The sequence below is a fragment of the Marinobacter sp. RI1 genome (assembly GCF_041155085.1).
In the GTDB taxonomy this organism is placed as follows: Bacteria; Pseudomonadota; Gammaproteobacteria; order Pseudomonadales; family Oleiphilaceae; genus Marinobacter; species Marinobacter nauticus.
The window spans coordinates 2,829,228-2,841,623 of the sequence record NZ_AP031605.1 but is presented as its reverse complement, the minus strand read 5'-3'; the positions used below and the strand labels follow the sequence as shown (position 1 = coordinate 2,841,623).

Annotated in this window: 12 protein-coding genes; 6 read left to right on the top strand and 6 right to left on the bottom strand. The window is 56.7% G+C overall.

Going from position 1 to position 12,396, the window contains the following annotated elements:
• Positions 1-101 precede the first annotated feature (101 nt).
• Genes ACAM27_RS12825 through pdxB form a run of 3 tightly spaced genes read left to right on the top strand, consistent with a single transcriptional unit; the run spans position 102 to position 3,138 of the window.
• Entirely contained in the window at positions 102-692 is a 591-nt protein-coding gene (locus tag ACAM27_RS12825) for an elongation factor P hydroxylase (protein WP_222180076.1), read from the top strand.
• Positions 689-1,960: a DEAD/DEAH box helicase gene (locus ACAM27_RS12820; RefSeq protein WP_014421207.1), complete on the top strand. Its 1,272-nt coding sequence runs from the start codon at positions 689-691 to the stop codon at positions 1,958-1,960. The genes ACAM27_RS12825 and ACAM27_RS12820 overlap by 4 nt, the downstream gene beginning before the upstream one ends.
• A gap of 23 nt (positions 1,961-1,983) precedes the next feature.
• Positions 1,984-3,138 carry a 4-phosphoerythronate dehydrogenase PdxB gene (gene pdxB, locus ACAM27_RS12815; protein WP_113879054.1) on the top strand — a complete coding sequence of 385 codons (1,155 nt, stop codon included), beginning with the start codon at positions 1,984-1,986 and terminating at the stop codon, positions 3,136-3,138.
• A 62-nt stretch (positions 3,139-3,200) separates the two neighbouring features.
• On the opposite strand, the gene htpX is transcribed toward pdxB, so the two are convergent.
• The 3 genes from htpX to ACAM27_RS12800 form a co-directional block, all read right to left on the bottom strand.
• Positions 3,201-4,082 carry a protease HtpX gene (htpX, locus tag ACAM27_RS12810; RefSeq protein ID WP_141066870.1) on the bottom strand — a complete coding sequence of 294 codons (882 nt, stop codon included), beginning with the start codon at positions 4,080-4,082 and terminating at the stop codon, positions 3,201-3,203.
• Between the two features lie 93 nt (positions 4,083-4,175).
• Entirely contained in the window at positions 4,176-4,649 is a 474-nt protein-coding gene (locus ACAM27_RS12805; RefSeq protein WP_014421210.1) for a hypothetical protein, read from the bottom strand.
• Positions 4,650-4,661: 12 nt separating this feature from the next.
• Positions 4,662-5,876, bottom strand: coding sequence for a pyridoxal phosphate-dependent aminotransferase (locus ACAM27_RS12800; protein ID WP_011785252.1), 1,215 nt, complete (start codon positions 5,874-5,876; stop codon positions 4,662-4,664).
• Positions 5,877-6,131: 255 nt separating this feature from the next.
• Here ACAM27_RS12800 and ACAM27_RS12795 point away from each other — a divergent pair, with 255 nt between their 5' ends.
• Together ACAM27_RS12795 and ACAM27_RS12790 are read left to right on the top strand one after the other, a co-directional pair.
• Positions 6,132-6,617: a glutathione peroxidase gene (locus ACAM27_RS12795; protein WP_014421212.1), complete on the top strand. Its 486-nt coding sequence runs from the start codon at positions 6,132-6,134 to the stop codon at positions 6,615-6,617.
• A gap of 2 nt (positions 6,618-6,619) precedes the next feature.
• Positions 6,620-7,087: a MarR family winged helix-turn-helix transcriptional regulator gene (locus ACAM27_RS12790; protein ID WP_014421213.1), complete on the top strand. Its 468-nt coding sequence runs from the start codon at positions 6,620-6,622 to the stop codon at positions 7,085-7,087.
• Here ACAM27_RS12790 and ACAM27_RS12785 read toward each other — a convergent pair.
• Positions 7,038-9,386, bottom strand: coding sequence for an ATP-binding protein (locus tag ACAM27_RS12785; RefSeq protein WP_369612089.1), 2,349 nt, complete (start codon positions 9,384-9,386; stop codon positions 7,038-7,040). The two genes, ACAM27_RS12790 and ACAM27_RS12785, sit on opposite strands and share 50 nt — an antisense overlap.
• Before the next feature lie 44 nt (positions 9,387-9,430).
• On the bottom strand, positions 9,431-10,201 hold the full coding sequence (locus tag ACAM27_RS12780; RefSeq protein WP_369612088.1) for a hypothetical protein: 771 nt from the start codon (positions 10,199-10,201) through the stop codon (positions 9,431-9,433).
• Between the two features lie 224 nt (positions 10,202-10,425).
• Here ACAM27_RS12780 and ACAM27_RS12775 point away from each other — a divergent pair, with 224 nt between their 5' ends.
• Positions 10,426-11,436: a LysR family transcriptional regulator gene (locus ACAM27_RS12775; protein WP_369612087.1), complete on the top strand. Its 1,011-nt coding sequence runs from the start codon at positions 10,426-10,428 to the stop codon at positions 11,434-11,436.
• Here ACAM27_RS12775 and ACAM27_RS12770 read toward each other — a convergent pair.
• On the bottom strand, positions 11,425-12,393 hold the full coding sequence (locus ACAM27_RS12770) for a GNAT family N-acetyltransferase (protein WP_369612086.1): 969 nt from the start codon (positions 12,391-12,393) through the stop codon (positions 11,425-11,427). The genes ACAM27_RS12775 and ACAM27_RS12770 overlap by 12 nt on opposite strands.
• Positions 12,394-12,396 lie beyond the last annotated feature (3 nt).

The following is a 12,396-nucleotide window of genomic DNA, read 5'->3' as shown; positions in this document are numbered from 1 at the left end:
ATTCTGGTATGCATGAAGTCGGTTCGAAGCCAGTGGACACCATGCTGTGGCGAAAGTTCCCACTGGTATTGGCCGCGTTAAAGTCGCACAATAGCCAACCGATGAATCACAATCCAGACGATCTTATCATGCTGTTCAATGACCTGTTCCGGGAATCATACCGGACGATTCTGGTCAGGGGCAGCGAAGAACCGGAATATCTCCCTGTGAGCGAGCCCGAGGGTCTCGCCAGGGTAGTCTTTGCCCATGGTTTTTTTGCCAGTGCCCTGCACGAGATTGCCCACTGGTGCATTGCCGGTGAGCATCGGCGCACAATGTACGATTACGGATACTGGTACTGTCCGGATGGACGAACACCTGAACAGCAGCAAGCGTTTGAGCAGGTGGAGGTGAAACCTCAGGCCATAGAGTGTCTGTTTTCCCTGGCGGCCGGCTTCCGCTTTCACATCAGTGTCGACAACCTCGCCGGCGGAGGCGCTGCCGATGGAGATGCATTCCGCCTGAATGTGCTCAACCAGGCGAGCGAGTATCTTGCCTGTGGATTACCCCGCCGTGCACAGCAGTTCTACGATTCGCTCCTGCAGTTCTACAGCACTGGCGCCCGGATAGATGAAACCTGGGCTCAATTGAAGACCCGTCTGTTAACTGCAGAGCAGGAATACGATCAATCAAGGATACCTGAACCCCTATGACATCAGAACCAAAGCATACCGGCGATTTACGCTTCAGCGACCTCAACCTGGACAAGCGACTGCTGGATGCCATTTCCAAAATTGGCTTCGAGTACTGCACGCCCATTCAGGCAGAGACGCTGCCCTGGACCCTGGCCTGTGAAGACCTCATTGGCCAGGCTCAGACGGGCACCGGCAAGACTGCAGCCTTTCTGATTACCGCGATTCAGTCTTTGCTGGAGACTCCGATCGACGAGAAAGAGCGTTTTGCCTCCGAGCCCCGTGTTCTGGCGCTGGCGCCCACCCGCGAACTGGCGATGCAGATTGCCAAGGACGCCGAACAGCTGTGTCATTACACTGGCCACAATGTGGTTACTGTGGTTGGCGGGATGAACTACGACAAGCAGCGGGAGCAGTTGCAGAACGAAATTGTCGACATCCTGGTGGCTACCCCGGGCCGATTGATTGATTTCCTGGGCTCACAGGATGTTTTCCTGGATCAGCTCGACATCCTCATTCTGGATGAGGCGGACCGGATGCTCGATATGGGCTTTATCCCGGACGTCAAACGCATCATTCGCAAGTGTACCCCCAAGGATGAGCGCCAGACCCTGCTGTTCAGTGCCACCTTCAACCAGGACGTCCTCAACCTGGCATCCATGTGGACCCGAAATGCTGAGTTTGTCGAGATCGAGCCGGAACAGAAGACCGCCGAACGAGTCGAACAGACCGTTTTCCTCGTGTCCGATAACGAAAAGCTGCCGGTACTGGTGAATTACCTGAAGCGACCGGAAGTGGAGAAAGCGATTGTTTTCGCCAACCGTCGTGACCAGTGCCGTGATCTTGAAGAGGATCTTAAAAACCAGGGTGTGAAAGTGGCGTTGATGTCTGGCGAGATCGCCCAGAACAAGCGGCTGAAAACGCTAGACCAGTTCAAGAAGGGGCAGATCCAGGTGCTGGTTGCTACCGATGTGGCGGGCCGTGGCATCCACGTAAACGGCGTGACCCATGTATTCAACTACAATTTGCCAGACAATGCCGAAGATTACGTTCACCGCATTGGTCGTACTGGCCGTGCCGGTAAAACCGGCGTATCGGTGAGCTTCGCTGGTGAAGAGGACGCGTTTGCCCTGCCGGAGATTGAAAAATACATCAGCCAGAAGCTGAAGACGGCGGTGCCAGATGAGAATCTGACAGCCGCCATGGATAACCCGCCGATTACCCGCAAGCGGGGTGGTCGCCGGCCGCAGGGCAACAGCGGTCGCGGGCCCAGACCACGTCGTCATTGAGAGTCACTGGTGAGACCACTGTTATGCTGATCGTTGCGGACGAGAATATTCCCTTACTGGATTCCTTTTTTGGCGACATCGGAGAGATTCGCCGGGTGAATGGCCGGACGCTGGCTCCGGACCAGGTAAGGGATGCCGATATACTTCTGGTCCGTTCGGTAACCCGGGTAGACCGGCAGTTGCTGGAGGGTGCCCGGGTGCGGTTCGTTGGTACGGCCACGATTGGAACGGACCACATAGACCAGGCCTGGCTCCAGGAACAAGGCATCGGTTTCGCCGCTGCGCCAGGCTGCAATGCCGTCAGTGTGGCAGAGTATGTGCTCTCGGTATTGTCGCTGTACGCAGAAAAGCGGGGTATTGAAGACTGGTCATCCCTGACGGTAGGGATTGTCGGGGTGGGTAATGTCGGTGGTGAGTTGGCCCGAATGCTGGAGCGGCTGGATTTCACGGTAAAGCTCTGTGATCCGCCCAGGCAGGAAGCTGAAGAAGAGCACGCAGAGGAGTTTGTGCCGCTGGCCGAGGCTCTGGAGTGTGACGTTGTAACCTTGCACACGCCGTTGACGCGAACTGGAGACCATCCCACCAACCGGATGATCGCGGGCAGCGAGCTCGCGGCGCTTGGGCAGGATCAGTTGTTGATCAACGCCGGCCGGGGCGAGGTGATAGACGGAGAGGCATTGCTTGCCCGGCTTCAGCAGGCAGACGCGCCCACGGTGGTGCTGGATGTCTGGGAGCATGAGCCCAGAATCAACCCGGATCTGCTAGACCGGGTGTGGCTGGCCACGCCCCACATTGCCGGCTACAGCCTGGAAGGCAAGATGCAGGGCACGGAGATGATCTACCAGGCCCTGTGCCGTTACCTGGGGCTGCCTGTGCGCAAGAAAGCCGGACAGTTTCTGCCGGAGCCGGCCCTCAGTAAAGTGTCCTTTACCAGCAGTGCTGATGAGGATGAGGCCGTTCAGGTTGCTTTGCGCGCCTGTTACGATCCCCGCCGGGACGATGCCCGCCTGCGGCTGACCATGCGCGGTAATCCTGAAGAGCGGGCGCAGGCCTTTGACAGGTTACGCAGGGACTACCCGGTGCGCAGGGAATGCTCGAGTCTGAAAGTGCAGTTGAAGGGTAGCAGCAAGTCGATTCAGGACAGCTTCAGGGCCATCGGGTTCAAACTGAAGATCTGACACCCTGAATGTCTTGCTCGTCAAAAGAGAAAGGCGCCTGTGTGGCGCCCTTTTTCATGTGATTACAGTTTGGCGTTCTGTAGCGCTGCAATTCGGTCCTCCAGCGGCGGGTGGGTCATGAACATTGCTGCCAGACCTTCGCGGGCGCCCCGGTTGATACCGAATGCCTGCAGGGTGTCCGGCATCTGATCCGGAACCTCGCTTTCCTTTTTCAGGTGCGACAGGGCGCTGATCATGGCGCCTCGCCCTGCCAGTTGGGCACCGGCAATGTCGGCACGGTATTCCCGGCGGCGGGAGAACCAGAACACGATGGTGCTGGCCAGGATGCCGAGCACGATTTCTGCCACGATGCTCACGACCAAAAAGCCGATTCCATGGCCGTTCTCATTCTTGAAGATGACCCGGTCCACGAACGAGCCGATCACCCGCGATGCGAAGATAACAAAGGTGTTTACCACGCCCTGGATCAGCGTCAGAGTCACCATGTCGCCATTGGCTACATGGCCAATCTCATGACCCAGTACGGCCCGGATTTCGTCCTTGTCAAAGCGGCTTAACAACCCCTCACTGACCGCCACCAGAGAATCGTTTTTATTCCATCCAGTGGCAAAGGCATTGGATTGCTGAGCAGGGAAGATCGCCACTTCGGGCATGCCGATGCCAGCTTTCTTTGCCAGCTCCGCGACGGTTTCAACCAGCCAGCGCTCCGCCGGCGTGCGAGGTGAGTCGATCACCCGGGCTTTGGTGCTCCACTTCGCCATGGGCTTGGAGAGGAACAGCGAGATAAACGCACCAGCGAAGCCGAACACCGCCGCAAACGCCAGTAGCGAGCCGTAGTCGATGCCTTGTTGTGCCAGATAACTATCGACCCCCAGCAGTCGCAGGGTAAAACTCGCAACCAGAATAACGGCCAGGTTGGTGGCCAGAAACAACAGAATACGCATGGTTTTTTCCTGTATCAGCTTACCGGGAAACGTATTGCCTTTCTGACCGATATATGTGGATCCGGTTCAGCGGTTCAAGAACCTTAACGCCATTTAATGAACGGGTTGCAGGCCTGAATCGTTAAAGAAGGTTGATTGCACCGCCAGACTGATGCGGCTGGAACTGCCGCTTTTCAGGGCGGAGCGCAGCAGATGAATATAGGTGGACAAGTCCTTCTGAACGGAAGGCGGCAATTCGGGTTCGTTTGAAGCCGCCGACAGTTCCCTCAGAAGCGCCTGCGGGGCCGGGGCGCTGAGCCGAACAAATGCCTCCCGGGTCAGCACCGCCTGATCCAGAGCTTCCTGGCGAATGGTATCCACGTATCGGAGCAGGCCTTCTTCGGACAGCCAGAGCAGGGCGCCGAAACAGGCCATGTGGCGCTTGCTGTGCAGGCCGAATTCGTCGGGCTCGTCTGGCCCGGCGATATCCTCCACGAACAGGTTTACCCGCCGGGGAAACGACATGTAGAGCTGAACCAGGGCGATTGCCACGTCCTTGTAGAATTCCTCGACATGAATGTCGGCCATACTGACTCCGGTTTACTGGCGATAGTGTTCAAGGAAATTGCCCAGACGGCCCATGGCATCCGACAGCGTGTCCGCTCTGGGCAGGAAAACAACCCGGAGATGCTGCTTGTCATCAATGTTGAAGGCCGAGCCCTGAACCAGAAGTATTTTCTCCTGGAGCAGCAGATCCAGAACCAGCTTCTCGTCATTCACCACCGGGAAGTGCTTTGGGTCCAGTCTTGGAAACAGGTACAGCGCCCCTTTGGGCTTGACGCAGCTCACCCCGGGAATGTCATTCAGCATGCGCCAGGCGGTCTCACGCTGCTCGTACAGACGACCGCCCGGTGCTACCAGGTCGTTGATGGACTGATAGCCGCCCAGAGAGGTCTGGATCGCCAACTGGGCCGGTACGTTGGCGCAAAGGCGCATGTTCGACAGCATGTCGATGCCTTCGATCAGATCCCGGGCCTTGTGTTTGGCTCCGCTGATGATCATCCAACCAGAACGATAACCAGCCGCCCGGTAGTTCTTCGACAGGCCGTTGTAAGTGAAAAACAGCACATCGTCCGCCATCGAGGCAATGGATGTGTGCTGGGTACCGTCGTAGAGGATCTTGTCGTAGATCTCGTCCGACAGGATGATCAGATTGTGTTCCCTGGCCAGTTCCAGAACCTGCTGTAGCAGTTCCTCTGAATACACGGCACCGGTCGGGTTATTCGGGTTGATCAGCACAATAGCCCGGGTCCGGCGGGTAATCTTTTTGCGAATATCGTCAATGTCCGGGAACCAGTCCTGTTGTTCGTCGCAGCGGTAATGCACCGGCTTGCCGCTGGACAGCGTGACGGCGGCGGTCCAGAGCGGATAGTCGGGGGCCGGAATGAGCACTTCATCGCCGGTGTTTAGCAATGCCTGCATGGACATCACGATCAGCTCGCTGACGCCATTGCCGAGGTAGATGTCATCAATATCGACTTTGGCAATGCCCCGCTGCTGGCAATAGTGCATCACGGCCTTTCGGGCCGAAAACAGGCCTTTGGATTCCACGTAGCCCTGGGCCTGATGCATGTTGTAGATGACGTCTTGCTGGATTTCTTCCGGCACGTCGAGCTCGAAGGCTGCCGGATTGCCGATATTCAGCTTCAGAACGCGGTGCCCTTCTTCTTCGAGCCTGCGGGCCTCACGCAGAACCACGCCACGAATTTCATAACAGACATTGTCGAGCTTGGCGGATTTGAAAAAGTTCTGCATGGGAGCCTGGGTCCTTCGCTAAGGTTCTGAACGAAAGCCTTATTCTAGCGGAGGGACGCCTCGGGGTAACAGGGGCAATTGTGTGGAATTGTGGCCAAATCAGGATAGTTTACGGACCGTCTTTGAAGTGATGTGTCATCAGGCTGACCCGAACTGACAATTCGCAGTATTGTTGCGGGAAATTAAATTGTGCACAATACAATTCGGTCGTTCATACAAATCGGCCCGAGCCGGCCACTACAGGAGAGACATTTCATGGCGAGCGAAACCATCTACAGCTTCAGTGCCAAAGATATTAAAGGGCAGGAAGTTTCATTGGACGATTATCGGGGCAAGGTTCTGCTTATCGTAAATACGGCCTCAAAATGTGGTTTTACACCTCAGTTTGAGGGGCTGCAGTCGCTCCATGAGGAATTGGGGGAGCGTGGGTTTGAGGTACTGGGTTTCCCTTGTAACCAGTTCATGAATCAGGATCCTGGTAACGACGATGCCATCAGCCAGTTCTGCTCCCTGAACTACGGTGTCAGTTTCCCCATGTTCGCCAAGATTGAGGTGAATGGTGACGGCACACATCCGCTGTTTCGGTTCCTGAAACGTGAGGCCAAAGGCCTGATGGGTTCTGAGAAAGTGAAGTGGAATTTCACCAAGTTTCTGGTCAACCGGGAAGGTCAGGTTGTGCGGCGCTATGCGCCAACGGCCAAGCCGGCCGACATCCGCGCCGATATCGAGAAATTGCTCTGACCATGACAGATAACGATCAGATACTGGCGCTTGATAACCAGATCTGTTTTGCACTGTATGCAGCGAACCGGGCGGTGACTGCCAGATACCGGCCGATACTTGAGGAGCTGGGGCTGACCTATCCCCAGTACCTGGTCATGCTGGTGATGTGGGAAGCGGACCGTGAGGGAATCAAGCCGCGGGTCAGCGACCTGGGGGCCAGATTAAGACTGGATTCGGGCACTTTGACGCCGCTGCTTAAACGCCTGGAGCAGCGGGATCTGTTGCAACGGGCTCGGCTCGCCGAGGATGAGCGGGTGGTTCGGCTGAGGCTGACCAATGCCGGACGGGCGCTGCGGGCCAAGGCGGCGAACGTGCCTGGCCGACTTATGTGTGGTCTGGATATTGATCCGGAGCGATTGCTGTCACTGCGACAGGAACTCAGGAGTCTGTTGGAGATTCTGGAGGCAGTGGAGCCCAGCGAGCGATAACCGCCCTGAGTTCGTCACGATTGTAGGGCTTGGTGATGTAGTCATTCATGCCCGATGCCAGGCAATCCTCCCGGTCGCCCTGCATCACATTGGCGGTTACCGCAATGACGGGTAGCGTCTGCCATTGGGGGTTCTGGCGGATAGCACGGGTTGCTTCGTAACCATCCATAACCGGCATCTGGCAGTCCATCAGCACCAGGTCGTAAGTTTTGTTTTGGAGTGCCTCAAGGGCTCTGCGCCCGTTCTCCGCGTGATCTACCCGGTGCCCCAGTTTCTTCAACAGGCTGCTGGCCACCAACTGGTTGACCTGATTGTCTTCCACCAACAGAATGTTTAGAGCCGGTATCGGTTGCTGGCCTGTGCCAAGCGACCGATCCGGGCGTGTTGAGTGCCCACCCGAATCCAGTCCGCCGGCTGCGCAGAGGCATCGGAACAAGTCGTCCCTGCGCAGCGGCAGTGCCACGACGCAGTGTCTGGTGTGATTGCTGGTTGCGGTTCCGGACTGATCGGCCAGAATCACCCCTTCTCCGCGCCAGTCATTGGCAAAGGCAAGGCTTTCCCGGGGCGAATTTGCGGCATCAATCAGCAGGATTCCTTCCGGATGCCGACTGGCACTTCGCACCGGTATGTTCCAGGAACGTAACTGGGACTCAATGGCCAGTCTGTGAGGGTTGCTCTGGGGCAGGGCCATGGCAATACCAATATCGCTCAGGCGTCGTAGCACGCCTTCTGCGATCTCCGGTTCATCGCCCTGGTGTACCGGAAGCGGCAGGGTCACGGTAAAGTGGGTTCCGGCGCCTTCCTTGGAATCCACCAGAATCTGGCCATGCATTCGCTCCACCAGTTGTCTGCAGAGTGTCAGCCCAAGCCCGGTTCCGCCGTAGAGGCGGGTGGTGTCAGTATCGGCTTGGGAAAACGGTGAGAATATCCGGTGCAGGCCTTCTCTCGACATACCGATCCCGGTGTCGATGACTTCCAGTCGCAAGCTGCCCCCGGACCAGCTGGTGCGAATCTTTACGGTGCCTGCATCCGTGAATTTGATGGCATTGCTGAGCAGATTGTTCAGAATCTGACGGGTACGGGTGGGGTCCCCCAGAAAATGCTCTGGCAAATCCGGCGCGGTCTCGTTAACCAGGTTAATGCCTTTGCGCCGGGCTTGTTGAGCGTGCAGGGTTGCGCATTCTTCAATCAGTTTTCTCATGCTGAAAGGAATGCTTTCCAGGGAGAGTTTGCCAGCCTCTACCTTGGAGATGTCGAGAATGTCGTTGAGCAGGCCGAGTAAGCTCTCACCGGCATTCAGAGCGATTTCCAGGCGATTGCGTTGACCTGCGTCTTTCTCGCTTTCCAGTGCCAGACCCAACATGCCCAGAACACCGTTGAGTGGTGTGCGGATTTCGTGGCTCATGCTTGCCAGAAAGTTGGCCCGGGCGCGAGCTCTGCGAACAGCGTCTTCCTTGGCGCGGACCAGCGCCCGGTTACCGCGCAGCAAAGCTTCATTTTTTTCCGAAATCTCCCGGGTGCGGTCCTCCACTTCCCGTTCCAGCTGGCTGGAATAGTTTTTCATGGCGCTTTCGGCGGATCGCAGCTTGGCTACGCTCACTTCCATGTTTTCCAGGTGCTGGTTGATGATGCCCACCATGGTGCCGATTTCATCACCTTTGTGGTTTTCCGGAATCGGAAGCCGGACTTTCTCCGGAGAACTTGCCCGCACCTGACTGAGGGCGTTGATGACGTTCATCATGGGCCGGGTCAACACAAAATAGAAAATGGCGAGCAGTACACCGGAGAGCGCAAGGCTTTTCAGCAGCCCGATAATCAGGGTATTGGTCGCCCGGGTGAGAAACTGTATGCCGTAATGATAGGTGTCGATGGTTACAACAAGCTGGCCCAGAGGCAGATCCGCCAATTGCGGCACCTGCAGTTCCTCATTGAACACGCGGCTGGCGCCAAACAGCAGATCGCTGATCCAGCGATAGCGGGAAACCGGGCTGCTCTGGCTGGCCGCAGCCATGGTCTGGCCATCGCTGTCAATAATTCGGGCGTCTATGGTGGCAGGGTGTTGCAAGAGGCCGTCGAGCAGCTCCTCCGCGAGCCGGACATCAATGTTATAAGCAATCTGGGAGGCCGGGCTCTGGCTGATTTCAATCAGGGCGCGAACTTCGCGGTCCATCGATTCCCGGGCGGTGAAGTAGTCCAGGGTAATCTGGATCAGGTTCAGTACCAGGCCCAGCACCATGGCGACCAGGACCGTGTCCCGGGTGAGGCGATAGGAGAGCCGTTGCCTGATTCTGTTAAACACGATGTTGCGTCATCCTTGAGATATGGGCGTTTACGAAGCGGCGTTCAGTCGTCGTAATCCGCTTTTTTCTTCCAGGTGCCGTCGTCCTGCAGAAAGTTGTCCCATTCCTTGTCCAGCTTGGAATGGCTTTCCTCATTCATCTTGCCCTCTGTGCTCATTTCCTCAAGTTCCTTGATGCGGGTACGGAAACTCTTCACCGCTTTCATGGCCAGAGGGTTGTCCCGGGATTTGCCCATCTCAGTACTGGCAAGGTGGTAAGCGTGAATGGCCTTGCGGATCTGGTTCTGGCGAATGAAATCCCGGGCCTGGAATACGTGCAGGTCGGCGTGGGTCTTGTGCACCAGAAACAGAACATACTTCAGATTTTTCTTGGCGGTGGCAGAGTCAATCCGACCGGCTTTGTGCATAGCCTCAATCAGCTTGAATAAGGCCTGAAGCAGTTCTTTGATGTAGGTGGACTTTTCCGGAGAGTCGACTTTTACGGGGGGGCGTTGGTCGTTTTTCTCCAGAATCTGTTTTCTGGTTTGCGCAATATTCTCAAGCCACTGTTTTACCGGCTGGTCACTCTTCAGCGCGGTCAGTTCCTGGCAGGCATCTTCCATGCGCTTGAGCAGCAACAGTTTGAGGTCTGGTGTGAGGTATTGGCCGGGAATCTCGGTAAGCAGGCGGTAGGCCTTGTTGTAAGCATCTTCCTGAGCCGTCATTTTGCGAACGCGTTCGATTCTCGCTTTTTCCCGCATCTGACTGAAAACGATAATAACCAGGGAAACGGTGACGATCGCGGCGAGCAGCAGCACAATGGTAGTGGTATCCATGGTGTGGATTATGGCTCCGGATTGAATGAACGTCTGGCCCGAGGGCTTTTATTAGTTTTGATGTTATTCGGTAACGCCCTGAAAGCCTAGCAGAAATATGCTATCCCGTCCGTTTCTGGTTGTAAGCACGACGGAAGCCCCATTTATTACGTGAATTTTTGGTTTCCTGTATATTACGGTAATGAATAATACACCCTGCTGATGGCTGTGAGGACTGGCTGCTTATGGATATTTCCCGCGTTGATCTGAACCTGCTGGTATACCTGGACGTGCTGTTGCGGGAGCGCAATGTAACCAAGGCGGCCAATCATCTCGGCATAACCCAGCCCGCCATGAGTAACGGTTTGCGGCGGCTGCGGGATCTGTTTGGCGACCCGCTGCTGGTGCGAACCAGTGAAGGCATGACGGCCACCGAGCGGGCCAGGGAATTGCAGCCACTGGTTCGCGGGATTCTATCGGATATCGAGCAGGCGGTGCAGGAAAAAACACCGTTTGCGGCCGGTGAGAGCCAGCGGGTGTTCCGGATCATGGCCAGTGATTACGCGGAATCCTGCCTGATGCCACGGGTGTTGCGCCGTATCCGACAGGAAGCACCGCATGTCACGCTGGATGTTCTGACGCCCAGTGATGTCAGTTTTCTGGATGTGGAGCAGGGTCGCCTGGACATGGCGATTAACCGTTTCGATAAAATTCCGCAGTCGTTTCACCAGAAAACCCTCTGGACGGAATACTTTGCGTGCTTGATGAACGCCCGGAACCCGATCCTGAAAGAGCCTTTCACACTGGATACCTATCTGGATGCCAGTCATATCTGGGTCAGCAAGACCGGTTTTGGTGTCGGGGTGGGGGTGAATCCGAAGGATGTTCAACGCCTGGGCTGGGTGGACGAGGCACTGGGCAGAATGGGGCGCAAGCGCCAGATTTCCGTGTTTACCCGCCATTATCAGGTAGCGATGCTGCTGGCGGAACAGCACGACCTGATCGCCACGCTGCCATCAAGAGCCGCCTGGCTGCAAAAGGATAATCCCAACCTGGTGGTTAAGGTGCCGCCTTTTGAGATTCCGCCCTTTGAACTCAAGATGGCCTGGAGCCCGCTGCTGCAGCACAACTCTGACCATCAGTGGCTACGGAAACTGATTGTGGAAGTGGCGGAAGAGGTGGATGAGGAATTTGCGCCCTTCGGGGCCAGTTTCGAGTCACCTCAGGCGGTTCATGTGTCCCATTCAGAGCGGTAGTTCGCGTAACTCCAGAGAGGGGCGCGCGGCGTCCCACATTTTCTGGAACGCCTCTTCCATCAGCCGGACCCGCCGGCCGGCGGAAAAATCGGCAAAGCCCTCGGTCTTGTCAAAGCTGTGTCGGTACAACACGCCCTGGCGGTCGACCAGCAGGAAGGGCTGATCCTCCATGGGGTAGTCCTCGTTCACCAGCCGGAGCTCAATGCGGCTGGTGAGCCGGCGCATCAGTTCCACCAGCTGGTGTCGCCGTTGCACCAATGGCTTGTCGTCGTGAATCAACAAACGAACTTCGCTCAGGCGATGGCGACGGGCAAGGGCGGATACCAGTTCCCGCAGGCGATGCCTGTCGTAGAATTCATGATCCAGAATCCGGTCGTAAAGCCACAGGCGCTGGCCAGCCTGGCCAACCAGGGAATCCATCAGGTTCATGAAGGATGAGGGCTGGTCAAACAGCCAGGATTCTTCATCCGCCCCCAGGATTAACGGATTGCTGCGCTCTGCACCGGCCCTGTGGGCGAGATCCGGTGCCAGACAGCGCATGTCGAGGTGTGGAATGCCGGCATCGTCATAGGGGGTAAGCGAACAGATGTGGAAGCCGCAGCGTTGGTAAAAACCGGTGGCATGTTCCTGCGCTGAGAGCCGGATTTCCTGGTAACGGCCGGCAGACTCGGCGATCAGGTGCCTGAGCAGGGCTTCTCCAACACCTTTGCCCCGGGCTTCCGGTAACACGGCCATGCGGCCGATGTAGCCGGTTTCTTCCAGGGCGGAAAACAGGCGGGCGGTGGCCACGGGTTGGTTGGACGCATTGACGGCAAGATAATGATCAGCAATCTCGTCGGTGTCATCCCACTCAAGCTCTGGCGGCACCTTCTGCTCATCGATAAACACCCGCTGGCGAATCTCGCGAACCGACCCGGGTGCCAGTTGCCAGCTGTATTTGCGAAATCTCAGATCCATGGC